This is a genomic window from Bradyrhizobium sp. S69 (genome assembly GCF_009766005.1).
Lineage (GTDB): Bacteria > Pseudomonadota > Alphaproteobacteria > Rhizobiales > Xanthobacteraceae > Bradyrhizobium.
This window is the reverse complement of sequence record NZ_LMUK01000006.1, coordinates 36761-61791: the sequence shown is the minus strand read 5'-3', so window position 1 is coordinate 61791 and position 25031 is coordinate 36761. Positions and strand designations below refer to the sequence as shown.

Sequence of the window (25031 nt, the reverse complement as noted above, 5' to 3'; positions counted from 1 at the left end):
GCGCATGAACGTGATGGATTCACGGGCCACCTCGGCGCTGCTCTATCTCGACGGCGTGCATGTCTCGTTCGACGGCTTCCACGCCATCAACAATCTGTCGCTGGCGCTGGCGCCCGGCGAAATGCGCGCCATCATCGGCCCCAACGGCGCCGGCAAGACCACGATGATGGACATCATCACCGGCAAGACCAAGCCGGACGAAGGCACCGTGCTGTTCGACGGCGTCACCGACCTGACGCGGCTCGATGAGACGCGCATCGCCGAACTCGGGATCGGCCGCAAGTTCCAGAAGCCGACCGTGTTCGAAAGCCAGACCATCGAGGACAATTTGCTGCTGGCGCTCAATGTCGACCATCGCGTCAAGGGCACGCTGTTCTGGCGCGAAACCAAAGCCGAATCCGAACGCATCGAACGCGTGCTCGAAACCATCCGCTTGAAGGATGCGCGCAATCGTCTGGCCGGAAGCCTGTCGCACGGCCAGAAGCAATGGCTGGAGATCGGCATGCTGCTGGCGCAGGACCCGAAGCTGTTGCTGGTCGATGAACCGGTCGCGGGAATGACCGACGTCGAGACCCATCAGACCGCCGAGCTGTTGAAGGAAATCAACAAGGAAAAGACCATCATGGTGGTCGAGCACGACATGACCTTCGTGCGCGAACTCGGCGTCAAGGTGACGTGCCTGCACGAGGGCACGGTGCTGGCGGAGGGGACCATCGATCAGGTGTCGACGAACGACCGTGTGGTCGAAGTGTATTTGGGGAGATAGCGGCGAATGGCGAGTAGCGAATGGCGAATGGAAAGAAGGTTCTTCTTACTATTCGCTATTCGCTACTCACCATTCGCCCGTGAGGGCGTCACATGCTGAAAGTCGATAATATCAGTCTCTATTACGGCGCGGCGCAGGCCTTGCGCGGCGTGTCGATTGTGGCTGAGACCGGCAAGGTGGTCTGCGTGCTCGGCCGCAACGGCGTCGGCAAGACCTCGCTGTTGCGCGCCATGGTCGGCCAGTACCCGATCGCCAGCGGCTCGATCACCCTCGATGGCAAGGACATTACGGGAATGAAGCCCTATGAACGGGCGCGCAACGGCATCGGCTTCGTGCCGCAGGGCCGCGAGATATTTCCGCTGCTGACGGTCGAGGAAAATTTGAAGACCGGCTTTGGCCCGCTGAAGCGCGAGAACCGCAATATTCCGGATGACGTGTTCTCGCTGTTTCCAGTGCTGAACTCGATGCTGGGACGGCGCGGCGGCGACCTCTCCGGCGGCCAGCAACAGCAATTGGCGATCGGGCGGGCGCTGGTGATGCGGCCGAAACTATTGCTGCTCGACGAGCCGACCGAGGGCATTCAGCCGTCGATCATCAAGGATATCGGGCGGGCGATCTCCTATCTGCGCAGCCTCGGCAATATGGCGATCGTGCTGGTCGAACAATATCTCGACTTTGCCTGCGAGCTCGGCGACAGTTTCGCGGTGATGGACCGGGGCGCGGTCAAATATTCCTGCGACCGCAGCAACCTCGATCCCGCCGAAATCAGCCGCCAGATGGCGCTTTGATCATTTTTGATGACGCTGGGGAGCGTTTGGGGCCGGATGCAGAGCGATACCACGGGTGCTGCCTTGGCGACTTTCGCCGCCAACCGGGCCCAGGGCTCGGTGGCGTTCAATGTGCGCCTGGTCGAAGGCGTCACGCGCCGCCACCATTTGCATGAATCCGGCTCGCTGCGGGTGCGTTTTCCGTCGCCCGAAGCCGATGGGCTCTCGGCCGTGTTCGTCAATACCGCCGGTGGTGTCGCCGGTGGCGATCGCTTTGACATCGATATTACGGCCGGCGAGGGTTCGCGCCTGACCTTGACCACGGCCGCGGCGGAAAAAATCTACCGGGCCGAGAGTGTTCCTGCGCAACTCAATATTTCCTTGAAGGCTGAGGCGGGCTCGCACCTTGGCTGGCTGCCGCAGGAGACGATCCTGTTCGATCGCGCCCGGGTGTCGCGGCGCATTGACATCGATCTGGCCGAGAGCGCCTCGCTTTTGCTCTGCGAAATCGTGGTGTTTGGCCGGGCCGCGATGGGCGAGCGGATGCTGCGGGGCGAATTCGTCGATCGCTGGCGGATCCGGCGCGGCGGCCGGCTGGTGTTTGCCGAAACCGTCCGGCTTGACGGCGACATCGGCGCGAAGCTGTCGAGCCCCGCGATTGCCAAAGGCGGCGTTGCGATCGGAACGGCGATGATCATGCCGGGCGACGAAGCGCTGGTCGAACGCATCAGGACGCTGTCCGAAACGTTCGGCGGCGAGGTCGGCATCTCCGCCTGGAATGGGTTTGCAATGGCCCGCTTCTGTGCCCAAGATGCGGCGCGGCTGCGCGCCGACATGATGGCGGTGCTCGGCCGCGCCAGCGGTTCGGCGTTGCCAAGACTCTGGCTAAACTAGGCGGCTCAATCAGATCGATCCAATCATTAGAGTGCTCGCATGAATCTCTCTCCCCGCGAAAAGGACAAGCTGCTGATTTCGATGGCGGCGATGGTGGCGCGCCGGCGGCTGGAACGCGGCGTCAAGCTCAATTATCCGGAAGCCATCGCGATCATTTCCGATTTCATCGTCGAGGGCGCGCGCGACGGCCGTACCGTGGCGGAGCTGATGCAGGCCGGGGCCGAGGTCATCACCCGCGCACAGTGCATGCCCGGCATTTCCGAGATGATTCACGACATCCAGGTGGAAGCGACGTTTCCGGACGGTACCAAGCTTGTCACCGTGCACGAGCCGATCAGATGAGCAACATCTCTCCTTTCGTCATGGCCGGGCTTGTCCCGGCCATCCACGTCTTGCTTCTAGATTCAAGAAAGACGTGGATGCCCGGCACAAGGCCGGGCATGACGTGGCAACGTCTTGCGAGGTACCAATCATGATCCCCGGCGAACTCTTCATCCAGGACGGCGAGATCGAGCTCAATGCCGGTCGCAAGACGGTGACGCTCACGGTCGCCAATTCAGGCGATCGGCCGATCCAGGTCGGCTCGCACTACCATTTCTTCGAGACCAATCCGGCGCTGAAGTTCGACCGCAAGAAAGCCCGCGGCATGCGGCTCGACATCGCGGCCGGCACCGCGGTGCGCTTCGAGCCGGGACAGACCCGCGATGTGCAACTGGTGGCGCTGGCCGGCAAGCGAGTCGTCTACGGCTTTCGCGGCGAGGTTCAGGGCAAGCTGTGAGCGGTGTTGTTGCGACAGTTGCTGAGTTACTCCCTCCCCCCTTGCGGGGGAGGGTCGGGGAGGGGGGTATGCCGCACAACGAGGTCCGCAAGATTCAACGCGCCCGTGCCAAACAACTGAGACGCTCGATGACGCGCGCAGAAACCCTGTTGTGGCGTCACCTGAAAGCGCACCGATTGGCGATGCTCGGTTTTCGCCGCCAAAGCCCGATGGGAAATTATATCGCGGATTTTGTCGCGCATTCCTGCAAGCTCATCGTCGAAGTCGATGGTGAAAGCCACGATTTCGAAGAACGCATTCGCCATGACGGTCGACGCGACGAATGGTTCGCGTCGCGTGGATATCGTGTGCTGCGGTTCACCAATGATGATGTGATGAAGAACCTCGAAGGTGTCGTGCTGGCGATCGATCTGGCCGCGGCGCAAGTTGCACCCCCCTCCCTAACCCTCCCCCGCAAGGGGGGAGGGAACAATTCTGCTGATGGAGCGAATTCATGTCCGTCAAAATAAAGCGTTCCGTCTATGCCGACATGTTCGGCCCCACCACCGGCGACCGGGTGCGGCTGGCCGATACCGACCTGATCATCGAGGTCGAGAAGGATTTCACGATCTATGGCGAGGAGGTGAAGTTCGGTGGCGGCAAGGTGATCCGCGACGGCATGGGGCAGTCGCAGGTCACCAACAAACAGGGCGCGGCCGATACCGTCATCACCAACGCGCTGATCGTCGATCATTGGGGCATCGTCAAAGCCGATGTCGCGATCAAGGAAGGCTATATCAGCGCCATCGGCAAGGCTGGCAATCCGGATATCCAGCCGGGCGTGACCATCGTGATCGGTCCCGGCACCGATGTGATCGCGGGCGAAGGCAAGATCCTCACCGCCGGCGGCTTCGACAGCCACATCCATTTCATCTGCCCGCAGCAGATCGAGCATGCGCTGATGTCGGGCGTCACCTCGATGCTGGGCGGCGGCACCGGGCCGTCGCACGGCACCTTTGCAACGACCTGCACGCCCGGACCCTGGCATATGGGGCGGATGATCCAGTCGTTCGATGCGTTTCCGGTTAATCTCGGTATTTCCGGCAAGGGCAATGCATCGCGTCCGGCGTCTCTCGTCGAGATGATCAAGGGCGGCGCCTGCGCGCTCAAGCTGCACGAAGATTGGGGCACCACACCGGCGGCGATCGACAACTGCCTCTCCGTCGCCGACGATTACGACATCCAGGTCATGATCCATTCCGATACGTTGAATGAATCCGGCTTTGTCGAGGACACGGTCAAGGCGTTCAAGGGCCGCACCATTCACGCCTTCCATACCGAAGGCGCCGGCGGCGGCCACGCGCCCGATATCATCAAGATCGCCGGCCTGAAGAACGTGCTGCCGTCCTCGACCAATCCGACCCGGCCGTTCACGCGCAACACCATCGACGAGCATCTGGACATGCTGATGGTGTGCCACCATCTCGATCCCTCAATCGCCGAAGATCTGGCGTTCGCCGAAAGCCGCATCCGGAAAGAAACCATCGCGGCGGAAGATATCCTGCACGACCTCGGCGCGCTCTCGATGATGTCGTCGGATTCGCAAGCCATGGGCCGGCTCGGCGAAGTCATCATCCGCACCTGGCAGACCGCCGACAAGATGAAGAAGCAACGCGGTTCGTTGCCCGAGGACAAAGGCAAGGACAACGACAATTTCCGCGTTAAGCGCTACATCGCCAAATACACCATCAATCCGGCGATCGCGCACGGCGTCTCAAAGCTGATCGGTTCGGTGGAAAAGGGCAAGATGGCGGATCTCGTGCTTTGGTCGCCCGCGTTCTTCGGCGTCAAGCCGGACTGCGTCGTCAAGGGCGGCTCGATCGTGGCAGCACCTATGGGCGACCCCAATGCGTCGATCCCGACCCCGCAGCCGGTGCACTACCGGCCGATGTTCGCCGCCTACGGCAAAGCGCTGACCGCGTCCTCGGTGGTGTTCACCTCGAAAGCCGCCATCACCGGCGGTCTCGCGCGAAAGCTCGGCATCGGCAAAAAGCTCTACGCGGTGCAGAATACACGTGACGGCATCTCCAAGAAGAGCATGATTCACAACGGCGCCACGCCCAAGATCGAGGTCGATCCTGAGACCTATGAGGTGCGCGCCGACGGCGAATTGCTGACCTGCGCGCCGGCCGAGGTGCTGCCCATGGCGCAGCGCTATTTCATGTTCTAAACTCCCTCCCGGCGATCAAAGCCAGAACAAACGCCGGGAGGATTTTCCGTGATCTATGTCGTCGCTACCCTGACCATCAAGCCCGAATCCCACGCCGAATTCATCGCCGCGGCCACCGCCTGCATCAAGGAAGTCCGTAAAGAGCCGGGCAATATCGCCTACGATCTGCATGAAAGCGTCACCGATCATTCCAAGATGGTGTTCGTCGAGCAGTGGGAAAATGCCGAGGCGCTGGTGCCGCACCGCACCGTCGAGCACATGAAGACGTTCGGCCGCGTGGTCGTGAAATGCATCACGGCGCCGCCGCGGATCGAGGTGATTACGCCCGAAAAGGTCGACGTCCGCTAAGCAAGAACAAAAACGGGAGAGCCATCATGATCTATGTCATCGCGACCACGCCGATGAAGCCGGAAAACAAGGACGACTTTATCAAGGGGCACAAGGCCTGCATCGCCGAAACGCTCAAGGAGAAGGGCTGCCTCTCCTATGAGGGTCACGTCAGCGTCAATGATCCCAATCGGTATGTGGTGGTCGAACGCTGGGAGACCCGCGACGATCTCAACGCCCATGGCAAGGCGCCGCACATGAAAGTGTGGCGTGAATACTCCGCGCAGATGAAGACGGCGCCGACGGTGATCGAGATCATCAGCGACGGCACCGTCCAGAAGCTCTAGAGCATGATCCGGAAAAGTGGATACCGGTTTTTCGAAAGATCATGCTTAAATCGAAGAGTTAGAGCGGGATGACGATTCGAAGAAGAGTCATTCCGATCTAACCGTCAACACGAAGGTTTCGATGATCCGCGCCACCAAAGTTCTCGGACAGCACCGCTGGACCCAAACGCCGGCCGATACGATCGTTCTCGATTTCGACGATCGGCACCGGCGGCGGATGGCGATGACGGGCACAAGAGGGCTTGAATTCCTGCTCGACCTCGAAAACGCGGTGGCGCTGCGCGGTGGCGATGCGCTGGTGCTCGACGATAACAGGTTGATCGAGGTGATCGCGGCGCCGGAGCCGCTGGTGGAGATCCGCGGCGTCGATCCGCACCATCTGGTCCGGGTCGCCTGGCATCTCGGCAATCGCCATCTGCCGACGCAGATCACCGGCAAAGGCCTGCGGATCCGGCGCGATCATGTCATCGAAGCCATGGTGCAGGGATTGGGCGCACGCATTATCGAGATCGAGGCACCGTTCGATCCCGAGGGCGGCGCCTATGCCGACGCCGGCCATGCTTCGGACCACGGCCATGGTCACGAACACGCCCACGAACATCAAGCACATGACCATCACGATGCGCATGATCATGCATCGCACGCGCACGACCAAGATCATGGCGGCCATCATCACCATGATGAGCATTGCGAGCATGAGCATCACCACGGTCACCCCCATGCTCATGATCACAAATAAGCCTGGGCCCAAACCTCGGCGGCGCGCGATCGCGGCAACCAATACGGTTGGGGAATCGTCTACGACCTCCGCGGCTGATCCGGCAGGCCTGAACGAACCCGAGGCCGCGGCGCTGTACCGGCTGATGACGTGGCTGTCGCCGTCATTTCCGGTCGGATCGTTCTCCTATTCGAGCGGCATCGAATGGGCGGTGGAGGCCGGCGATATCGTCGACGCGGCTTCGTTGCGCGATTGGCTGGCGGCGATGCTGGCCGATGGGTCCGGATTTTGCGACGGCGTGTTTCTGGCGCAGGCGCATCGGGCCGCGGCGTCCGGCGATCAGATGGCCTTACGCGAACTCGCGGAACTGGCGGCGGCCTTCGTGCCGTCGCGCGAGCGCCAGCTCGAGAGCTCGGCGCAGGGGCGCGCGTTCATCGAGATCGCGCGCTCGGCGTGGAATTGCAATGGCCTCGACCCGATGGTTGCCGGTTGCGACGGCGCGATCGTTTATCCGGTCGCGGTCGGCATCGTCAGCGCGGCGCATGGAATCGCACTGGCGCCGACCATGCATGCATTCTTTCATGCTTTGACGTCGAACTGGATATCCGCCGGCGCGCGGCTGGTCCCGTTGGGCCAGACCGACAGTCAGCGTGTGCTCGCCGCGCTGGAGCCGGTCGTCGCCGCCACCGGCGCTCGCGCGCTCGCGGCCACGCTGGACGATCTCGGCAGCGCGACCTTTCGCGCCGACCTCGCCGGCATGCGGCACGAGACGCAATACACGCGGCTGTTCAGGTCATGATGGCGGATATTCGACACGTCATCTCGCCGGGACCCGCCGGAGCCGTCATCCTGAGGAGCGGCCACTTGGCCGCGTCTCGAAGGATGGCTGCACGCACTGCGCGGAACACCATCCTTCGAGGCTCGCAAGGGCTCGCACCTCACGGGCGAACGCTCCGCGTTCGTCCCGGGGATGACGTCCGAGTTAGCTTTATAGGCTTGAATGCCGGGACGACATCGGGGGACATTTTCTAAATGACAAAATCTCACGGCCCGCTTCGGATCGGCATCGGTGGCCCCGTCGGATCGGGCAAGACCGCGTTGATGGACCTGCTCTGCAAGTCGATGCGGGAGCGCTATGATATCGCCGCGATCACCAACGACATCTACACCAAATGGGACGCGGAATTCCTGGTGCGCTCGGGGTCGTTGACGCCGGATCGCATTGCCGGCGTCGAGACCGGCGGCTGCCCGCATACCGCGATCCGCGAGGACGCCTCGATGAATCTCGCCGCGGTCGCCGACATGCGCGCGAAATTTCCGAATCTCGATCTGGTGCTGATCGAATCCGGCGGCGACAATCTGGCCGCCACGTTCTCACCCGAACTCGCCGATCTCACGATCTATGTCATCGACGTCGCCGCCGGCGACAAGATCCCCTCCAAGGGCGGCCCCGGCATCACCCGCTCCGATCTCCTGGTGATCAACAAGATCGACCTCGCGCCGCATGTCGGCGCCTCGCTGGAGAAGATGGACACCGATGCGCGGCGGATGCGCGGTACGCGGCCGTTTGTCATGACCAATTTGAAGAAAAGCGACGGTCTTGATCGCATCATCGGCTTCATCGAAGCCAAGGGCGGGCTCACCCCGGCGGCACCGACCAAGGCGATCTGACAAGGCCAGCTAACCGACCAGGTTAATCAATAAAGCCTGGCAAAAGCCGATCGATCGAATTTATCAATGCTTGCGTTGCAGTGCGCCCGGCACGTGCGAATTTTCCGGCCTCGAGATGGAACCAAACCGGCGCAAGGCGATTGATGAACTCTGGCGCCGCCCATCCAGCGTCTCGAAGGCGGGGCAGCGTCGTTCTCGTCCCCTCCGTAGTTGCGTAGCCATGATCGCTCCTTCAATATGTCTCACGGTTGGCCCGCGTTCTGTTTCAGTCTGTTGCCGCCGCGGCGAATATCACATGCTTAATCCATTTTCACGCCAACCTCTCATTTTCGAGTAAGCGGGTGGTTCGGCTAGGCTTCATCATCGGCTTTATTGCGCTTATCGGGGTGCTGCTCTCCGGTCTTGCGGCCTATCGCGTGCACGATCAGGAGCTCACGCTCGACGGCATCGCCATGGCGCGCGCGATCGACGTTCATGCCAGCCTGGTGCAGGACCGGCTGACCGAGCGCGAACTGCTGGCCCGCGTCGCCTCGGGCCTGTTTCATGCACCATCGGTGATCAAGGCCGATATGCTGCAACCGTTGCGGGCGTCGATCTATGCCTTCAAGACGGATTTCGTGGTCGCCAGCTGGATCGCCCGGCTCAAGCCGAACGAACTGGATGCCGCGCGCGCCGAGTTGATGAAGGCCGGTTTCCCCGACCCCACGATCCGCAGCTACAATGATTCGCCGCGGGATACCCGGTCGCTGACCCAGCCGATCGACGTGGTGATGGACGTCGAACCCCGTAACGACAAGACGATGGCATTCCCCGGCCGTTCCCTCGATCAGAATCCGATCCTGGGCACCATGTTCACGCAGGCCATGGCGGGCGGCAAGCCCGTCGCGTCGGATCCGGTTTCGCTGATGCGTCCGGATGGAGCGGTCGGCCTCGTTCTCGCCGCTCCGGTGCAGCAGGACGACGGCAATTCGCCGGCGGGATTCGTTACATTTTCCTACGAGTTGGCGCCGCTGATGCTGACGAATGACGATCTGTCGCTATTCTCGGTGGTGTTGAAGGATCCCCGCAGCGCCAATAGCGAGCTGATCGCCAACGATCAGGGGATCGTGGCCTCGCGGATCGCCAACCCCGAGGGACCCGCACCGTCGGCGACCAGAACGGTGACGTTCGGCGGCCGCGACTGGTCGCTCAGTTATTATGCCAAGACCAACGCGGTGAAGCGCGCGGCGCAGACCGCCGCGATCGTGGCGGCGATCGGCCTGGCGCTGACCGGCATCATCTGCGGGCTGTTCGGATATGTCGCCTACAACAATTTGCGGCTGAGCCGCGAAATCCAGGTCAGAATCGGCTTCGAGCGCCGGCTGACCGCGGTGATCGACGAGCTCAATCATCGGGTCAAGAACATCCTGGCGGTGATCCAGTCGATCGTGACGCGCACGCTGCGCCATGGCGCCGATATCGATGTCGCGCGCGAACTCTTGATCGGCCGCATCCATGCGATGTCGAACGTGGTCTCGCTACTCAGCGAAAGCCAGTGGCAGGGCGTGAAACTCAAGGGCCTGTTCGAGGCGCGCGCGATACCTCACGCCGAACGCATCGCGGTCAGCGGTCCCGATATCTCGGTCAGCGCCCGGGCCGCGCAGAGCCTGTCGCTGTTGTTCTTCGAACTGGCATCGCACTCGGATGAGGGGCTGTCGCTGGTCGGCAAGCATCCGCACATCGTGGCGCATTGGGAAGTGACCGGCGAAGCGCCCGAGGCGACCTTTCATTTTCGCTGGGAGGAATTCAACACCAGTGCGGCGACCCGTCGCGAGGATACTGATTTCGGTGTCATCCTGCTCGACCGGGTGGCGCCGGAGGCGCTCGGTGGCACATCGCAGCGTTATTTTACCGACGTGAGTTACGTCTACGAACTCACCGCGCCGATGGAGACCGTCATCGACATGACGGAAAGAGACCGCACCGAGCAATTCAAGGCGCCGGTCAAGCGGGTGCGGTAGAGCCGGCCAGGTAGAGCGGGATGATGTTGAACTGAACCGGCGAAGCGGTTGAATCGGTTGCGACTTCACCTCTCCCCGGCGGGGAGAGGTCGAAATTCGCAAAGCGAATTTCGGGTGAGGGGGCTTATCCGCGAGTCAAAACTCGCTGCAAGAGCCCCTCACCCCACCCTTTCCCCGCAAGCGCGGGGCGAGAGAGAGAGAGGAGGTCGGCTAACCGCCGCTGCCGCCGATCACGGCGCGCACCGTCTCGTCGGGGCCGAAATCCTCGGCGCCGTCGACATAGAGCAGGGCGCTGAGTTTCGACCTCGCCCGGTTGACGCGGCTCTTGATGGTGCCGACCGCGCAGCCGCAGATCGCCGCCGCATCCTCGTAGGAGAAGCCGGAGGCGCCGACCAGGATCAGCGCTTCACGCTGGTCCTGCGGCAGTTTTTCCAGCGCCAGGCGGAATTCCTCGAATTCCAGATGGGCGCTTTGGGCCGGCTGGGTCTTCAGCGTTTTGGCGTAGCTGCCGTCGGCATCCTCGACCTCCCGCCGCCGCTTGCGATAGTCGGAGCGGAACAGGTTGCGCAGGATCGTGAACAGCCATGCCGGCAGGTTGGAGCCGGGCTGGAACGAGTCGATGTTAGCCAGCGCGCGCAGCAGTGTTTCCTGCACCAGATCGTCGGCGCGATCGCCATTGCCGCTGAGCGAGATGGCGAAGGCGCGCAGGCTGGGGACCGACGCCAGGATGTCGTCGCGAAGTGAATCTGTGAGAGGCATTACTCCCTCCCGTCATTTTTGTCGCCCGCGGCTCCCAATTGGGCATTGCCCTCGGGCGTATCGAGTTTTCGGATCAACTCCGCGAAGCGGTCGGGCACCCCCTGCCGCACGACGTCGTCGTACATGGCGCGGAGCTGATGGCCGATCCTGGATTGGATTTCGGCGTTCAGCCCGCCTTGCTTGCCGGGTGCGGCATTCCTCGACTTCACATCTTTCATGACCTTATCCACGCTTCCCCGAGAGTTAAGTCCCTGAATAGTCAAGAATTATCCTTGGGATCTGGAGCCGTTACGGGCTCTGTAGGGAGGCTAATTCAAAGTCTGCCGGAAAGTTCCGGCGCCCGGGAACTTTTCTCGGAACTTTTGGCGCCTTCGGGCGTAAACAGGCGTAACAGGGGAGCCCGGGTCACCCCGCCAGGTATCTTGACCCAAAGATATGAGATGGAGTGGGGATGTCCCGATCGCAGCTTGTTGCTGAACATCTACCGTTATTGCGGCGCTATGCCCGTGCCTTGACCGGCAACCAGGCGTCGGGTGATGCTTACGTCGGAGCCATGCTCGAAGCGCTGCTGCAGGACCCAGCGCTGCTCGATGAGCAGCACGGCCCGCGCGCCGGCCTGTTTCAGCTGTTCACCCGAATCTGGAATTCGGTCTCGTTGAACGACGATGCCGATGTGGCGGCACTGCCGATGCCCTCGGAGCGCCGGCTTTCCAACATCACGCCATTGCCGCGGCAGGCCTTCCTGCTGCTGTCGCTGGAAGGTTTTTCCGAGGAAGAAGTCGCGTTCATCCTGAGCGTCGATGTGGCCGAGACCCGCAAGCTCGCCGACACGGCCGGGCGGGAAATGGCGGCCGAGATCGCGACCGACGTACTGATCATCGAGGACGAGACCTTCATTGCGATGGACATCGAAAGCCTGGTCAAGAACCTCGGCCACAACGTGATCGGCGTCGCCCGCACCCATGCGGATGCGGTGGCGCTGGCCAAGAACAAGAAGCCCGGCCTGATCCTGGCCGACATTCAACTCGCCGACGGCAGCTCGGGTCTCGACGCCGTCAACGAACTGCTGAAAGTGTTCGAGGTGCCGGTGGTCTTCATCACGGCCTATCCGGAACGCTTCCTGACCGGCGAACGCCCCGAACCGGCGTTCCTGATTTCGAAACCGTTCCAGCCCGCGATGGTCTCGGCGGTCGCGAGCCAGGCGCTGTTCTTCCAGCGCAACTCGCGCAACCGCACGCCCAAGGTAGCGGCTTCCTGATCTCGACATCTTCCGGATCGAAATAGCACGGCCTCGCGTCATCGCGGGGCCGTTTGCCCGTCAGCTGGTCGTCGACCGACAGCATCATGATCTGATCCGGGATTCTCTCCGGCGCGATCTCTTGAGCCGCAGCACGGCGGGGCCTGCGGCGTTTCGACACGTGAATATCTAAGTTTGCTGATGGACGTTGCCGGCGCCAAAAAAAAGCAGGGCGCGGCTGGCATCACCACAGCCGCGCCCTACGTCGCCAGTCAATGGGGCAGGGGGATGACCGGCTGGCAGGGCAATGCCGAGGCGCCCGGAATCGTTCCCGCCGCCGTCAACTTTTTTTAGACACGGTTAAGTGATCGCAGGCATCCAGAACCCGCGGGGTTCCGCGCGCGTTACTTCGGTGATCGCCATGGGGCGATGGGATTTGCGAATATGGCACAGCTTTCCTGCGGAATATCGAAGGGTATCTTCGGCGCGATCGCGCTTTCGCTGACCTTTGGCGCGGTGGCGTCGGGCCGCGATCTCGGTCAACGCGATGCCGCCGGCCAAATCAATGCGACCCAAGTCGCTTCGACGGAGGCGACTGAGGCCGTCGTCAACCGTGACGCCAAGGCCGATCGTGCCCCGCGTGTCGCCGGGCCTGCTACCCAGACCCAGACCGTCTCGCTGCGGCTGAGCGGTGTTGCCGATACCTCGGTTCTGATCCGGATGCCGGTCGTCGTCGTGGCCCGCGGTGGCGCTCCCGCGTCGCTTCTGATCAAGTCCGGCAGCGGCAGGACCCTGGCCTGCGAGCCCGTCGTCAGCGTCCTGACCGAAGTTGCCAAGCGGTTGCAGCCCGGGAGCTGCGTGACCTGAAGCGATAGATTTTCAGCTACGGCGGGTCGGCCCGCGTCTTCACCCTCCCCTGGAGGGGGAGGGTCGACGCGACCCGAGCGACGCGCAGCGTCGTCCGGTAGAGCGGCGGGGTGGGGTGGCGACGCGTTGTGCCATAACGTTGCCCCACCCCACCCCGTCTCGCATTTCGCTACGCTCAACACGAGCCGATCCGCGAACGAGCTTCGCTCGTCTCGGACCCCTCCAGGGAATGCTGAAGAGTTTAAAAATCAGCAACGTTTGAAAAGATCACGTCTCCGGCGACGCATCGTCACTGGTGCGTGCGGCGCCGCGGGTGGCTAAAAACCCGAGCGCAAGGCCGCCGACCGCCAAAATCGGGATCAGTCGTTTGACGCCGATCGCGCGGACCAGCTGGAGTGCGGTTGCGACCAGCATCGGGTCGGCGAGCGCGCTGTGCAGCGGCGATTTCTTATGGTCGGCGGCGTGCGCCCTGATCCGCTTGATCCGCCTGGCGCGCACCAGATAACTGATCGCCGCGATCACGGTCACGGCGAAAAACACGCCGGCACCGGCCAAGCAGGCATCGATCAGGCCGTGGGTCTGCAGCACATAAACAAAGGCCGCGGCGCACAGGAACGCCAGCGCGATGAACAAGGTCAGCGCGATCGCGGCGGCCAGCGATGCCAGCCGCGCTGAATTTGTCACCGAGTCCTTGAAATCATCGATCATGCGCTGAAACATCGGCGGCCCCGGTACTAAAAGTGTTCATACATAAAACGGCGGCGGGTGCCCGCCGCCGCGCCATCTAAATAATCGATGGATTGAGGTCAGACATCGCTAATCCGCGTGGGCCGCCGTCAGCGTCGCCACACCGCGCCGATCAGGAAGCCGAGGCCAAGCGCGAGGCCCACGGTCGCGAGCGGGCGCTGCGTAATCGCATCCTCCAGCGATTCCTCGATCGAATAGGCCGCATCGTGCGCGGCGCCCATGGCGGCTGAGCCGCGCTCGGACATATCGTCGACGGCTTGGTCCACATTGGCGCGAGCCTGTTTGTAGCCGCGGCGCGCCTGCTTGCTGGCGGTGCCGGCGAAGCTGTTGAGCACGTCGGTGATCTGGTCGGCGAGGGCTGCGATATCATTTTTCACGGCTGTTACATCCTTCTCGAGGCGTTCATAGGTCGCTTTATCCGTCAGATTTTTCATCGCGGCTTCGCCGTCCGTACTCGACATCAAAAGCTCCTTAAGTTACCGGGACAAACGCCCCGGAATTCCCAAAGTTCCCTCACGAAGTTTCTCGCGAAGCTGCTCGCTAAGTTTCTTGCGCGAACTTGCCGTTCAGTCCGCTGGTAGTTGCGGCGAATCCTCCGGCATCAGATGCCCCTTGAGAACGAGCGCTACGATCAGGAGCGGCGAAGACAAAAAGCCGCCCATCGGTCCCCACAGCCAGGTCCAGAATGCCAGCGCCATGAACACCGCGAGCGCATTGAGTTCGAGCCTGCGGCCGATGATGGTCGGCGTGACAAAATGACCTTCGACAAAGGTGATCCCGACAAACAATAGGGCTGCGATCAGGCCGATGCCGATTGTGGAGGCTGTGATGACACCCACCACCGCCAGGATCACGAACATCGCGACCGGGCCGATGATCGGAAAGAAGTTCAAGGTCGCGGCCAACGCGCCGAGCCCGGCCGCATTGGGCATCCCGGTGACCGCGCAGGTGATCCCGGTGGCGACGCCGACGCCGAAATTGATCATGGTCACCGTCAGCAGATAGCCGCCGAGGTTAGCCTCGATTTCATTGAGGATCCGCAGCATCCGAAGCCGTGCGGCGTGATCGCCGAATGTCATGACCAGCGCGCGCCGCAGGTCGCGCCAACTGGCAATGAACAGGATCAAGGTCGCGATGAACAACAGGAATTCGGTGAAGGTCGGCGATAGAAATCCGACGGCGGGTTCGACCCAGTCGAATTTAGGCAACGCAAACGCCCCGTTCGAACCCGCGTCCGGCATGCCGACCATCGCCTGAAGCTCATGCCAGAGCGCCAGCGGCCGGTCGAACACATGCAGCTTGTCCTTTAGTTGTGATCCCAGTTCGGGCAGCCGTGTGCTCCATTCCATCAGCGGGGAGGAGATCAAGCCAACCATGAAGGCGACGCCGGCGCCCACCGAGGCCACGATCAGCACCGCCGACACCGGGCGGGGAATTCGCCTGCGCTCCAGAAAGCCGGCCGCCGGCGATAGCATGGTGCCGACCACGAAGGCCGATACGATCGGCAGGAAGAAGGCTTTCGCGGCGTAGAGAACCGCGACAACGCAAATCACCAGCAGCGCGACCAGCGCGAACGCCACCACCTCGGCGCGGCGGATCACCGGCGGCAGTTCGGCCTTGCTGTCGGGCAGCGGCGCGCCAGCCGGGGTTTTTGCAGGACTGTTTGCGGCGTTCTTGGCAGCGTTCTTCGCGGCGTCCTTGGCAGGGGGCTCCTTGGCAAGAGTCTTGGCAAGATTGTTGGGAGCCGCAGGATCATTGGGAAGGACACGCACCTGGCTCTCCCGGAGGTAAAACAACTCCAATGCAAGTTCGCATTGCGAACTGGGCTCTCTCCACCAGCTAATGACGCTGCGTGACAAAAGTTCCGTCGCGGAAACGTGAAGGCCGGCGGGTTGACAGAGTGGCCCTGGATTCGAATCGCACGGGAACCCGGATGCCGCGGTCGCGTTTGTTGTGCAGGGCATCGCAACGATGCGCATCACCCCACGGGGCAGCACATGTCACAGCATCTCGCAGGCTTTCGCAGGCAGCCACAACGCGCGACCCGCGCGCTGATCCTTGCTGGGACCTTGGCGGTAGCGGCGCTTCTGCCAGCGGCAGCCAACGCGCAGCTTCTCGGCTACGCCTCTGCGCCGCAACCTGAGTTTCCTTCCGATAACGTCATGGTTACTCCCGATCAGCCTGCGCTGAGCGACGACGGCGATGGTGGCCCGTCCAACAATGTGCTGCCCGAGCGGCTGCGACGCGCGGTGGTCAATATCGACACGCGCGAGGCGCCCGGCACCGTGATCATCGATACCGGCAACACCGCGCTCTATTACGTGCTTGGCCGCGGTCAGGCGATCCGTTACGGCGTCGGCGTCGGCCGCGAGGGCTTTACCTGGGCCGGCACCCAGACCATCAGCCGGAAAGCCGAGTGGCCCGATTGGCATCCGCCGGCGGAAATGATCGCGCGTCAGCCCTATCTGCCGCGCTTCATGGCCGGCGGCCCCGGCAATCCGCTGGGCGCGCGTGCGATGTATCTCGGCTCCAGCGAATACCGCATCCATGGCACCAACGATCCCACCACGATCGGCAAGTTCGTTTCCTCCGGCTGCATTCGCCTGACCAATGAAGACGTCTCCGACCTGTTCAGCCGCGTCGATGTCGGGACCAGGGTCGTGGTGCTGCCGAAGAATGCCGCGCATCTCGAAGCCAGGGCGGCATCGTCTCCTGGTGCGGCCGCCGTTGCTGTTCGCACCGCCGCGCCGGTGCGGTCGTCAGGTCGCGAGGCGATGAACGTGTCGGCGTCGTCGATTTACTGAGTTTAGCGCTTACTGAGGTTGGCAACTCGGTCCGGGAGGCGAACATGATCCGGAGATCCGTCAGGCTGTTGGCGTTGGCGACCGTGGCGACGGCAGGCGCCTCGATGCTGGCTCCGCCCGCCCAGGCCGAGGATTTTCTCTCTGCGCTGTTCGGCGCCTTCGGTGCCCGGCCGCGCGTGCCCTCGATCCCGCTGCCCTTTGCCAATGAGGGCGACACGGCGTCTGTACCGCAGGTCGCGGCGCGTTCGCGCTATGCCGGCGGCCAGGCCTATTGCGTGCGCACCTGCGACGGGCGTTACTTCCCGCTTGCCGCATCCGACAATCAAAGCCGCGCGGCGTCGTGCAACAATTTCTGTCCGGCGAGCGAAACCAAGGTGGTCTATGGCGGCGATATCGACAGCGCCGCGACCGAAACCGGCAAGCCTTATTCCGAGCTACCGAATGCGTTTCGTTATCGTAACGAGATCGTGGCGGGCTGCACCTGCAACGGCAAGGATCAGGTCGGCCTCGCCCCGGTCAACATCGAAAACGATCCGACGCTTCGCAAGGGCGACATCGTCGCCGGCGCCGATGGGTTGATGAGCGTGGGCCGCGGCGCTGATAGACGCGGCGCCCTGAATTTCTCGCCGGCCCCGCAACGCATCAGCGCGCGCTATCAGCGCGTTCCGGTGGTGGCGTCGGAGTAATAGCTTAATCGTCGCGACCTGTTACGCCACTTCACGTTCGTCATGCCCGGGCTTGTCCCGGGCATCCACGTCTTAACCCGGCTTCAGCAAGCAAGACGTGGATGGCCGGGTCAAGCCCGGCCATGACGAACTAAACTCGCGGCTAAGCAAGTAGCTCGCAAGCACTTGCGATATGCAGGACCACCGAACAATCCGGATATCGCAGAGCCTGTCATCGCGCGCGGCAACGGTACCGTCATCCTGAGGAGCGGCCACTCGGCCGCGTCTCGAAGGATGCTGTTCAACGCTGTGCTTGCGACCATACTTCGAGACGGCGCTTCGCGCCTCCTCAGGATGACGACTGCGACAAATTGGCACGACGGGCAAATCACCTTCGCACGCGGAATCCTGTCCAGCCTCTTCGTAAAAAATATTCCGCTTTGCTTTTGACCCAACTCAGTTGCGTATTACGTGCGTCCCACCCGACGAGAGGGGCGTTGCGCACGTCACGAAACGCGCGGGTAGGATGCGATGGACGCGGAGTTTGCGAACGACGAACGCAAGCGCTCGCGGACGGCAAAGTCGTGTGGTCCTGACGCCCCAATGGCTGGTGTCAAGTTCGCAAGGAGTTCACGCTTCTTGAGGGCGACGGTGACAAGCAAGCCAGGTCTCGCCGGGGAGAGCACGATATAAGCTGTAACACCATTGCGCAGGGAAGGCCGGACTGCTTCCGCTGAACCTGTATGCTCATGTGCGTTTTCTTGTTTGCTTTTGCACATGAGACCTCGGGTGCAGCGCGCACCCGGTCTTCCCTGCGCCCTCTTTCTTTTTTGAGGGCAAATGAATTTGCAAACCTCGGGCGCAGCGTGTCGCGAGAAGGCGAAACTATGTCTGCGCAGACGCCGCTGTTTGAAAAATGAATCCGAAGAACCCACCGACGTCGTCCCGGCCTCCGCGCCGGGACCCATACGGCGAGGACTCGCGTTTTGGCAGTGTTGCAAATGCCTTCTGCGCCAATGAACGCCAGGGGTTATGGGTCCCCGCCTTCGCGGGGACGACGGCGCGGTGTGGAGCGACGCCGTCCTTGACGGCCATGCCCGACGATGACGAACTAAACTTGAACCTAACCCATCACGCCGCGCGGATCTTGCCGAGGAACTGCGTCACCTGGCTGCCGAGTTGCTGGCTTTGCGTTTCCAGCGTCTGCGAGGCGAGGTTGACGTCGTCGGCGGCGGCCGCGGCGGCATCGGCGTCGGCTTTGACGCCGGTGATATTGTCGGAGACGTTCTTGGTGCCGAGCGCCGCATGCTGCGTGCTGCGCGAAATCTCCTGGGTGGCGGCGCCCTGTTCGTGGACGGCAGCGGCGATCGCGGTTGCGACCTCATTGACCTCGCCGATGATGCTGCCGATGCCCTTGATGGCGTCGATGGCCTCGCCCGCGACCTTTTGAATGTCTGCGATCTGTCCGGAGATTTCCTCGGTCGCCTTGGCGGTCTGGCTCGCGAGCGATTTGACCTCGGAAGCCACCACGGCGAAACCCCGGCCCGCTTCGCCGGCGCGCGCCGCCTCGATGGTCGCGTTCAGCGCCAGCAAATTGGTCTGCGCCGCGATGGTGTTGATCAGGCCGACCACTTCGCCGATCCGCCCCGCCGATTTGGCCAGACCCTGTACCGTGCTGTCGGTGTCGCGGGCCTGGTTGACCGCGCGACTGGCGATGCCGGCAGCATGCGCCGCCTGCTGGCTGATATCGTTGATGGAGGCGCTCAGTTCTTCCGAGGCGGAGGCCACGCTCTCGACGCTCATCGAGGCTTCGCCCGAAGCCCGTTGGGCGACCTCGACGCGCGCGTTGGTCTGGCGGGAGACCGTCGACAGATCCGACGAGGTCGCTCGCATCCGGCTCGATGCGTCGCCCAGTTGCCGCAGCGTCTGGTGCACCATGGTCTCGAACTCGCCGACATGGGCTTCCATCGCCTGCTGGCGCGTCACGGCGCCGGCATTGCGTTCGCGCTCCTGGGCTTCGATCCGCAGCTTGTCGACCGCCTGCTGCTTGAAGGTTTCGAGCGCGCCGGCCAGCGCGCCGATCTCGTCCTGGCGATCGACATAGCCGGTGTCGACGACGAGATCGCCGGCGGCGACTTTCAGCATGGCGTCGCGCATGTTGTGCAACGGCTTGATGACGCGGCGGGTCACCGCCGTCAGGCCGCCGATGGTCATCGCGATGGCGAGCGCCAGCAGCACGAGTTGCAAGGTCAACGAATGCTGGGCATCGGAGCGCTGCGTCACGCTGTAATCGCGGGCGGCGTCGAGGGCGGCCTCGGCGACGCCGACGGCCGTGCCCATACGCCCGACCGTCAGCGGGCTCCATTGGTTGGCCGTGATTTCGGCTTTCTCGCCCGCGACCAGCGCCTTGATCAGGCGATCGCGCAGTTCGAGATATTGCGGGTCGAAATAGCCGGATTTGGTGGCGCTCATCGCGGCGGAAAGTGCCGGGGGCAACTGCATCCCGCCGGTCGCCAACTCCAGCGCGTTCCAGGCGATCGCGGTGCCGCCGAAGAATTTGATGTAGTTGGTGTGAATCTCCGGGCTGATGCGTCCGGCGGCGAGGCCCTTTGAGATGATCAGCGAGGCTTCGCCGGCGGTGTTGCGCAATAGCCAGGCGGCCTGCTTGATCGCCAGCAATTGATCGATCGTCGCATCCTGGTGATTGACGGCGGCGGCAAGCGCGCCCGACAATTTGTCGAGGGTATCGAGCAGGCCCTGTGTCGTCTCCTGATATTCCTTCGGCAGTGCGGCGCGGCGCGATGCCTTCGGTTTGGCGACGTCGTCCCAGAATTCCTTCTGTTCGGCGGTCAGCGTCTTGAACAGGCGATCGAACTCCGGCACCAGCGTCGCCTGCTGCGAGAACTGCATGGTCGGCAGCAGTTCGAGCGCGCGGCTCATGGCCGGCATCTCGGAGTCGCGAAGGCCGCGCAGATATTTATCGACGTCGGTGTCGACAGGTGGTTCGGCATTCAGCAACCGGTCGGTGGTCGATCGGTCGGTACGCAAATTATGCATCGCCTTGAACATGTAGGCCGAGGTATCCGCGATCACCGAGATGCGGTTGGCCGCCTGCAGGCGCCCCCAGGAATCCCAGGCATTGAGCGAAATTCCGACGACCACCCAGAGCGAGGTGGCCAGCAATACGATTTTCAAAAGCGCCGATACGGTCAAACGATTCAGCATGAATGCCCCCAAAGCTTCATGCATTGTGGCGAAAACTGGTAAATATTTACGTTCGGATGGCGCCTTATCGTTACGGCGAGCTTGAAAAGGTTCAGCTTTTCCTTTGATCGGGGGTTCCGCGGGTGGAACCGGGCGGCGGCCCAGGCGTTAACGGGGCACTAACAACGCCAATCGCGCTTAAGGGGGCTACCGATGATTGTCAGCGTACTCATTACGTTTCTGGTCGTTATTCTGATCCTTTATCTGATCAATCTGTTGCCGCTCGATGGCCGCGCCAAGCAGATCGCGCGCGTCGTCGTCATCATTCTCGGCGTGATTTCGCTGTTGAAATACATCGCGGTGTTCTAGCCGCGTTCGCGCTTCCCAACGTCACGGCAAACCTCATCGTCACCGGCGCGGCGCAAGGCGCCCGCCCCGGTGACGGAGGCATGACGACAGCATCTGTCGCGTCGAGCGGTCGCCCCGTTTGTTGCTATCGCCTTGTTTTCGGGACACACTGTCGCAGGCGAGCACGTTCGCAAGCTTTGTGAGGGGGCGGCATGAAACAGCCTGTTCGCGATGATTGTCCTTCCGAATACAGCCTGGCGCGCCGTGATTTTCTCGCCGGCAGCGTCGTGTTGATGGGCGCCCTTGCGTCATCCGCCCGCGTGGTCGCCGCTCCATTGGACGCCTCTGCGGCACTGTCGGCGCCTAAATTCATGGAAGTGTCGTCGCTGCTGATTGACCATAAACTGGACGGCGATGTCGGCGCGCGGATGGCGGCTGCCATCAGCAGCATCCATCCCGGCATCGAACAGGACATCGATCAGATCCTGGAAATCGCGCACCAGAAGAACGCGAAGATCGTCGAAGACTTTTTCCCAGACCTGCCCGAAGGAAGGCTGAAGGATACCGCGCTGGCGATCATTTCGGCCTGGTACACCGGGGTTATCGTCGATGCGCCGGGGTCCACGGTGTTCGCGTTCGAACTGGCGCTGATGTATCAGCCGACCCGCGATGTCATGACGATTCCGTCCTACGCGATATCGGGGCCGAATGGATGGAATGCATCCGCGCCGCCACTGAGCGACATGCCGAAATTCTGAATCTTCTCTGTGCCGCGAGCGAATGGGAACGGATGCGATGGCAAATGCCGACAGCGCGGATGTTGTTATCGTCGGAACTGGCGTCGTCGGTTGCACGATCGCATTGGAAGCGCTGGCGGCGGGCTGTTCTGTCCTGATGCTCGAGGCCGGCCCGCGCGTCGAGCGCTGGCAAATCGTCGAGAATTTTCGCAACCTTCCGCCCAGTCTCAAGGCGCATTGGGACGCCGCCTATCCGCCAAAGCCCTGGGCGCCCCATCTGGAAACCTATAGCGAGGCCTCGGCGGGCGACTATCTTCAGCTCGAAGGCCCCGATGCGCGCGCCTACCAGCAGGGCTACGTGCGCTATGCGGGAGGCGCCACCTGGCACTGGGCCGGCATTTGCTGGCGTCTCACGCCTGACGACATGCGGCTGAAATCGCTCTACGGCGTCGGCCGCGACTGGGCGTTCGACTACAATACGCTGGAGCCGTATTACACCCGCGCCGAGTACGCCATGGGGGTGTGCGGGCCGTCCGATCCGGCGCTGCAATGGCCGCCGATCCGCTCAAAACCCTATCCGATGGGTCCGACGCCGTTCGGACCGGGCGAGCAGCGCTTCACCGATGCCGCGGCCAGGATTGGGCTTAGAAATCTCCCATCGGCGCAGGCGCGTAACAGCGGCATTTCCTATCATGACAGGCCGCCCTGCTGCGGCAACAATAATTGCTTTCCGGTGTGCCCGATTGGCGCGAAATACGACGCGGCAACGACCCTGCCGAAGATCGAATCCATGGGCGGCGTCATTATGCCCAATGCGGTGGTCTATCGCGTCGAAACCGGGTCGAAGAATGCGGTTCAGGCGGTGCATTTCTACGACCAGGACAAGGTTTCTCACCGGGTGACCGGCAAGCTCTTCGTCATTGCCTGCAACGGGATCGAGACACCAAAAATCCTGCTGCTGTCAAAGGATCAGCAAAACCCCAACGGCGTCGCGAACAGTTCCGACCAGGTCGGACGCAACATGATGGATCAGCCGAAGATCATCGCCAAAATCACCATGGCCGAGCCAATGTGGACCGGGGTGGGTCCGGTGCAAAGCAGCAGCATCATGGATACGTCGCAGGGAGCATTTCGTAGCGAGCACAGCGGCGCGCTGATTCGGATGGAGAATGCGGCCCGAAGCGGCCAGGCTGGGGTCGCCGCCTTGAAGAAGGGGCTGGTCGGCAAGGCGCTGGATACAGAGATCCGGCGGCTGGCCGCCTGCACCGGCCAGGTAACTATTGAGCATGAGCCGCTGCCCTCGGCGATCAATCGCCTGACCTTGTCGGACAAAAAGGATTGGCTTGGGCTCAACAAGCCCAACATCTATTATGATGTCGGGGATTACGTCCGCCGCAGCGCCGACCAATACAGCGTGCCGATCGTCAAGCGGCTGATCGCCGAGCTGGGCGCGACCGAAAGCGAGATCGGCACCGAGTTCGCCCATAGCGATCACATCATGGGTGGTTGCATCATGGGCAACGATCCCTCGGCATCGGTGGTGGACGCTGATTGCCGCGCACACGACCACGCCAATCTGTTTTTGCCCGGCGGCGCTGCGATGACCACCGGCGGCAGCGGCAACAGCACGCTGACCATGGTGGCGCTGGCGATGAAAGCGAGCGATGCGATCATCAGTCAGCTCAAGGCAGGCTGACCATGACCCGTCTCGCACGTCCCTTCGTGGTAGCAGTCGTTTTGCTTCTGGCCGTCGGCACGATGTCGGCCTGCTTGGCGGCTGAACCCAATGGCGTCGATCCCGACTCGATCAAGCGCGGCGCGTATCTTGCCACCGCATCGGACTGCGCGGCTTGCCACACCGCGCCTGGCGGCCTGGCGTTCGCGGGAGGCCTGCCGATCGCCTCTCCAGTCGGCACCATCTTCTCGACCAATATCACCCCGTCCGCATCCGCCGGCATCGGGAATTATTCGGAAGTCGATTTTGCGCGCGCGGTTCGCCGCGGCGTCCGAAAAGACGGCGGCAATCTCTATCCCGCGATGCCCTACACATCGTACCGGTTGCTGACCGACGCGGATATCCACGACCTCTATAATTATTTCCGGCATGGCGTGGCGGCGGTGGACCTCGTGCCACGCCGCACCGCGCTGCCGTTCCCGATGAACATCCGGGCGTCGATGATCGGCTGGAATCTGCTGTTCCTCTCCAGCGCGAGTTTTGTCGCCGATCCCCATCAGTCGGCAGACTGGAATCGCGGCGCCTATCTCGCCAACGGGCCGGCGCATTGCAGCACCTGCCATACGCCGCGCGGCTTCTTGATGCAGGAACTGTCCGGCTCGAATCTGGCCGGCGGCCAGGTTGGTCCGTGGTTTGCGCCCAATATCACCTCGGATGCTTCAAGCGGAATCGGCAGTTGGACGCAGCAGGAGCTTGTCCAGTACCTGCGGACCGGATCGCTGCCGCCCAAGGCGCGGGCTGCCGGCAGCATGGGCGAGGCGGTCGAACACAGTTTTCAGTACCTGACATCAGCGGATGTCGCCGCGATTGCGACCTACATCCGAGCGATTCCGGCGGTTCACGATGGATCGGATAGCCAGTCGCGCTTCGGGTACGGCACCGCCGGCTCGATGCTCGGAACGCTCCGAGGCGCCAACGGAATCCGATCCGACACCGGTACATCTCCGACTGGCGCAGAACTATTCCTGAGTAACTGCGCATCGTGTCATGCCTCGCGCGGGCAAGGCAGCAAGGACGATTATTATCCCAGCCTGTTCCACAATTCGGTGACGGGCGCGGCCAATTCCAGCAACCTGATCGCAACTATACTCTACGGCGTGGACCGCAAGATATCTTCGGGGCAGGCCTATATGCCGGGCTTCGGTGGTCATAAGACCGACCCCAGCCAGTTCAACGATAACGAAATTGTCCTGCTCGCCAATTACGTGTTCCAGCAATATGGCCGCGCGGGCACGACGGTCTCGCGAGGCGATGTCGCCGTGGTGCGCCAAGGCGGCCCGTCGTCGTCGCTGGTGTTGCTGGCGCAGATCGGCGTCGCTGCGGCCGCATGCGTATTGCTGCTGTTGGTCTTGTTTCTGATCTTCAGGGCTGCGCGCCGGCGGAGAACCGCGTGATTGCGATCCGGAACAATGGATACCGGCCGGACAACGGCCCTAACGAAAAAAAGCCCC

Annotated in this window: 28 protein-coding genes; 22 read left to right on the top strand and 6 right to left on the bottom strand. The window is 62.5% G+C overall.

Translation table 11 applies throughout. The annotated features are described in order from the left end of the window. Positions 1-4 precede the first annotated feature (4 nt). The 13 genes from urtD to GSQ88_RS01155 all read left to right on the top strand — a co-directional run bounded on the left by urtD (position 5) and on the right by GSQ88_RS01155 (position 10477). Complete coding sequence (urtD, locus tag GSQ88_RS01215) at positions 5-766, top strand: urea ABC transporter ATP-binding protein UrtD (protein ID WP_159005422.1); 762 nt, start codon at positions 5-7, stop codon at positions 764-766. A 92-nt stretch (positions 767-858) separates the two neighbouring features. Continuing rightward, complete coding sequence (gene urtE / locus GSQ88_RS01210) at positions 859-1554, top strand: urea ABC transporter ATP-binding subunit UrtE (RefSeq protein WP_159005420.1); 696 nt, start codon at positions 859-861, stop codon at positions 1552-1554. Positions 1555-1590: 36 nt separating this feature from the next. Continuing rightward, positions 1591-2427 (top strand): urease accessory protein UreD, encoded by an 837-nt coding sequence (locus tag GSQ88_RS01205; RefSeq protein WP_159005583.1) that lies wholly within the window; start codon positions 1591-1593, stop codon positions 2425-2427. Positions 2428-2466: 39 nt separating this feature from the next. Further along, positions 2467-2769: an urease subunit gamma gene (locus GSQ88_RS01200; protein WP_159005418.1), complete on the top strand. Its 303-nt coding sequence runs from the start codon at positions 2467-2469 to the stop codon at positions 2767-2769. A 130-nt stretch (positions 2770-2899) separates the two neighbouring features. Next, positions 2900-3205 (top strand): urease subunit beta, encoded by a 306-nt coding sequence (locus GSQ88_RS01195; RefSeq protein ID WP_159005417.1) that lies wholly within the window; start codon positions 2900-2902, stop codon positions 3203-3205. A 68-nt stretch (positions 3206-3273) separates the two neighbouring features. Continuing rightward, positions 3274-3714, top strand: coding sequence for an endonuclease domain-containing protein (locus GSQ88_RS01190; RefSeq protein ID WP_159005415.1), 441 nt, complete (start codon positions 3274-3276; stop codon positions 3712-3714). Further along, complete coding sequence (ureC, locus tag GSQ88_RS01185) at positions 3699-5414, top strand: urease subunit alpha (protein WP_159005414.1); 1716 nt, start codon at positions 3699-3701, stop codon at positions 5412-5414. Before GSQ88_RS01190 ends, ureC begins: the two co-directional genes overlap by 16 nt. A 48-nt stretch (positions 5415-5462) precedes the next feature. Further along, entirely contained in the window at positions 5463-5762 is a 300-nt protein-coding gene (locus GSQ88_RS01180) for a putative quinol monooxygenase (protein ID WP_159005412.1), read from the top strand. Positions 5763-5788: 26 nt separating this feature from the next. Further along, complete coding sequence (locus GSQ88_RS01175; RefSeq protein WP_159005411.1) at positions 5789-6088, top strand: putative quinol monooxygenase; 300 nt, start codon at positions 5789-5791, stop codon at positions 6086-6088. Between the two features lie 121 nt (positions 6089-6209). Further along, positions 6210-6827: an urease accessory protein UreE gene (locus tag GSQ88_RS01170; protein WP_159005410.1), complete on the top strand. Its 618-nt coding sequence runs from the start codon at positions 6210-6212 to the stop codon at positions 6825-6827. Further along, the gene (locus tag GSQ88_RS01165; RefSeq protein WP_159005409.1) at positions 6808-7605 is read left to right on the top strand and encodes an urease accessory protein UreF; all 798 of its coding nucleotides are present in this window, start codon (positions 6808-6810) and stop codon (positions 7603-7605) included. Before GSQ88_RS01170 ends, GSQ88_RS01165 begins: the two co-directional genes overlap by 20 nt. A gap of 233 nt (positions 7606-7838) precedes the next feature. Then, positions 7839-8477, top strand: coding sequence for an urease accessory protein UreG (ureG, locus tag GSQ88_RS01160; protein WP_159005408.1), 639 nt, complete (start codon positions 7839-7841; stop codon positions 8475-8477). A gap of 341 nt (positions 8478-8818) precedes the next feature. Then, a complete protein-coding gene (locus tag GSQ88_RS01155; RefSeq protein WP_159005407.1) occupies positions 8819-10477 on the top strand; it encodes a CHASE domain-containing protein in 1659 nt (552 codons plus the stop codon). Between the two features lie 210 nt (positions 10478-10687). On the opposite strand, the gene GSQ88_RS01150 is transcribed toward GSQ88_RS01155, so the two are convergent. Beyond that, positions 10688-11236 (bottom strand): sigma-70 family RNA polymerase sigma factor, encoded by a 549-nt coding sequence (locus GSQ88_RS01150; RefSeq protein WP_159005406.1) that lies wholly within the window; start codon positions 11234-11236, stop codon positions 10688-10690. Next, a complete protein-coding gene (locus GSQ88_RS01145) occupies positions 11236-11454 on the bottom strand; it encodes a NepR family anti-sigma factor (RefSeq protein ID WP_159005405.1) in 219 nt (72 codons plus the stop codon). Before GSQ88_RS01145 ends, GSQ88_RS01150 begins: the two co-directional genes overlap by 1 nt. Before the next feature lie 233 nt (positions 11455-11687). Between GSQ88_RS01145 and GSQ88_RS01140 the strand changes: the two genes are divergently transcribed. From GSQ88_RS01140 to GSQ88_RS01130, 3 genes are all read left to right on the top strand, one after another. After that, a complete protein-coding gene (locus GSQ88_RS01140; protein ID WP_159005403.1) occupies positions 11688-12494 on the top strand; it encodes a response regulator in 807 nt (268 codons plus the stop codon). Positions 12495-12668: 174 nt separating this feature from the next. Continuing rightward, positions 12669-12827 (top strand): hypothetical protein, encoded by a 159-nt coding sequence (locus GSQ88_RS01135; RefSeq protein WP_159005401.1) that lies wholly within the window; start codon positions 12669-12671, stop codon positions 12825-12827. 90 nt (positions 12828-12917) lie between these two features. Next, positions 12918-13340, top strand: a complete 423-nt coding sequence (locus tag GSQ88_RS01130) for a hypothetical protein (protein WP_159005400.1) — start codon at positions 12918-12920, stop codon at positions 13338-13340. A 267-nt stretch (positions 13341-13607) separates the two neighbouring features. Here GSQ88_RS01130 and GSQ88_RS01125 read toward each other — a convergent pair whose 3' ends face one another. The 3 genes from GSQ88_RS01125 to GSQ88_RS01115 form a co-directional block, all read right to left on the bottom strand. Continuing rightward, positions 13608-14060 (bottom strand): hypothetical protein, encoded by a 453-nt coding sequence (locus GSQ88_RS01125; RefSeq protein WP_159005398.1) that lies wholly within the window; start codon positions 14058-14060, stop codon positions 13608-13610. Positions 14061-14176: 116 nt separating this feature from the next. After that, entirely contained in the window at positions 14177-14548 is a 372-nt protein-coding gene (locus tag GSQ88_RS01120; protein ID WP_159005397.1) for an ElaB/YgaM/YqjD family protein, read from the bottom strand. Between the two features lie 105 nt (positions 14549-14653). Beyond that, complete coding sequence (locus tag GSQ88_RS01115) at positions 14654-15718, bottom strand: AI-2E family transporter (protein WP_246735021.1); 1065 nt, start codon at positions 15716-15718, stop codon at positions 14654-14656. 366 nt (positions 15719-16084) lie between these two features. Here GSQ88_RS01115 and GSQ88_RS01110 point away from each other — a divergent pair, with 366 nt between their 5' ends. After that, a complete protein-coding gene (locus GSQ88_RS01110; RefSeq protein WP_159005394.1) occupies positions 16085-16891 on the top strand; it encodes a L,D-transpeptidase in 807 nt (268 codons plus the stop codon). Positions 16892-16935: 44 nt separating this feature from the next. Next, positions 16936-17577: a DUF2865 domain-containing protein gene (locus tag GSQ88_RS01105; protein ID WP_159005392.1), complete on the top strand. Its 642-nt coding sequence runs from the start codon at positions 16936-16938 to the stop codon at positions 17575-17577. A 1110-nt stretch (positions 17578-18687) separates the two neighbouring features. Here GSQ88_RS01105 and GSQ88_RS01100 read toward each other — a convergent pair. Next, positions 18688-20781 carry a methyl-accepting chemotaxis protein gene (locus GSQ88_RS01100; RefSeq protein ID WP_159005391.1) on the bottom strand — a complete coding sequence of 698 codons (2094 nt, stop codon included), beginning with the start codon at positions 20779-20781 and terminating at the stop codon, positions 18688-18690. 192 nt (positions 20782-20973) lie between these two features. Between GSQ88_RS01100 and GSQ88_RS01095 the strand changes: the two genes are divergently transcribed. From GSQ88_RS01095 to GSQ88_RS01080, 4 genes are all read left to right on the top strand, one after another. After that, positions 20974-21129 (top strand): Thivi_2564 family membrane protein, encoded by a 156-nt coding sequence (locus GSQ88_RS01095; protein WP_159005389.1) that lies wholly within the window; start codon positions 20974-20976, stop codon positions 21127-21129. A 191-nt stretch (positions 21130-21320) separates the two neighbouring features. Next, complete coding sequence (locus GSQ88_RS01090) at positions 21321-21866, top strand: sorbitol dehydrogenase family protein (RefSeq protein ID WP_159005388.1); 546 nt, start codon at positions 21321-21323, stop codon at positions 21864-21866. Between the two features lie 37 nt (positions 21867-21903). Next, on the top strand, positions 21904-23541 hold the full coding sequence (locus GSQ88_RS01085) for a GMC family oxidoreductase (RefSeq protein ID WP_159005387.1): 1638 nt from the start codon (positions 21904-21906) through the stop codon (positions 23539-23541). A 2-nt stretch (positions 23542-23543) separates the two neighbouring features. Further along, on the top strand, positions 23544-24974 hold the full coding sequence (locus GSQ88_RS01080) for a c-type cytochrome (protein WP_159005385.1): 1431 nt from the start codon (positions 23544-23546) through the stop codon (positions 24972-24974). The last annotated feature ends 57 nt before the right edge of the window (positions 24975-25031 follow it).

Coding starts and splice junctions, on each gene's coding strand:
- urtD (WP_159005422.1), top strand. CDS start 5: ATGAACGTGATGGATTCACGGGCCACCTCGGCGCTGCTCTATCTCGAC.
- urtE (WP_159005420.1), top strand. CDS start 859: ATGCTGAAAGTCGATAATATCAGTCTCTATTACGGCGCGGCGCAGGCC.
- GSQ88_RS01205 (WP_159005583.1), top strand. CDS start 1,591: ATGCAGAGCGATACCACGGGTGCTGCCTTGGCGACTTTCGCCGCCAAC.
- GSQ88_RS01200 (WP_159005418.1), top strand. CDS start 2,467: ATGAATCTCTCTCCCCGCGAAAAGGACAAGCTGCTGATTTCGATGGCG.
- GSQ88_RS01195 (WP_159005417.1), top strand. CDS start 2,900: ATGATCCCCGGCGAACTCTTCATCCAGGACGGCGAGATCGAGCTCAAT.
- GSQ88_RS01190 (WP_159005415.1), top strand. CDS start 3,274: ATGCCGCACAACGAGGTCCGCAAGATTCAACGCGCCCGTGCCAAACAA.
- ureC (WP_159005414.1), top strand. CDS start 3,699: ATGTCCGTCAAAATAAAGCGTTCCGTCTATGCCGACATGTTCGGCCCC.
- GSQ88_RS01175 (WP_159005411.1), top strand. CDS start 5,789: ATGATCTATGTCATCGCGACCACGCCGATGAAGCCGGAAAACAAGGAC.
- GSQ88_RS01170 (WP_159005410.1), top strand. CDS start 6,210: ATGATCCGCGCCACCAAAGTTCTCGGACAGCACCGCTGGACCCAAACG.
- GSQ88_RS01165 (WP_159005409.1), top strand. CDS start 6,808: ATGCTCATGATCACAAATAAGCCTGGGCCCAAACCTCGGCGGCGCGCG.
- ureG (WP_159005408.1), top strand. CDS start 7,839: ATGACAAAATCTCACGGCCCGCTTCGGATCGGCATCGGTGGCCCCGTC.
- GSQ88_RS01150 (WP_159005406.1), bottom strand. CDS start 11,236: ATGCCTCTCACAGATTCACTTCGCGACGACATCCTGGCGTCGGTCCCC.
- GSQ88_RS01145 (WP_159005405.1), bottom strand. CDS start 11,454: ATGAAAGATGTGAAGTCGAGGAATGCCGCACCCGGCAAGCAAGGCGGG.
- GSQ88_RS01140 (WP_159005403.1), top strand. CDS start 11,688: ATGTCCCGATCGCAGCTTGTTGCTGAACATCTACCGTTATTGCGGCGC.
- GSQ88_RS01130 (WP_159005400.1), top strand. CDS start 12,918: ATGGCACAGCTTTCCTGCGGAATATCGAAGGGTATCTTCGGCGCGATC.
- GSQ88_RS01125 (WP_159005398.1), bottom strand. CDS start 14,060: ATGTTTCAGCGCATGATCGATGATTTCAAGGACTCGGTGACAAATTCA.
- GSQ88_RS01120 (WP_159005397.1), bottom strand. CDS start 14,548: ATGTCGAGTACGGACGGCGAAGCCGCGATGAAAAATCTGACGGATAAA.
- GSQ88_RS01110 (WP_159005394.1), top strand. CDS start 16,085: ATGTCACAGCATCTCGCAGGCTTTCGCAGGCAGCCACAACGCGCGACC.
- GSQ88_RS01105 (WP_159005392.1), top strand. CDS start 16,936: ATGATCCGGAGATCCGTCAGGCTGTTGGCGTTGGCGACCGTGGCGACG.
- GSQ88_RS01100 (WP_159005391.1), bottom strand. CDS start 20,781: ATGCTGAATCGTTTGACCGTATCGGCGCTTTTGAAAATCGTATTGCTG.
- GSQ88_RS01095 (WP_159005389.1), top strand. CDS start 20,974: ATGATTGTCAGCGTACTCATTACGTTTCTGGTCGTTATTCTGATCCTT.
- GSQ88_RS01090 (WP_159005388.1), top strand. CDS start 21,321: ATGAAACAGCCTGTTCGCGATGATTGTCCTTCCGAATACAGCCTGGCG.
- GSQ88_RS01085 (WP_159005387.1), top strand. CDS start 21,904: ATGGCAAATGCCGACAGCGCGGATGTTGTTATCGTCGGAACTGGCGTC.
- GSQ88_RS01080 (WP_159005385.1), top strand. CDS start 23,544: ATGACCCGTCTCGCACGTCCCTTCGTGGTAGCAGTCGTTTTGCTTCTG.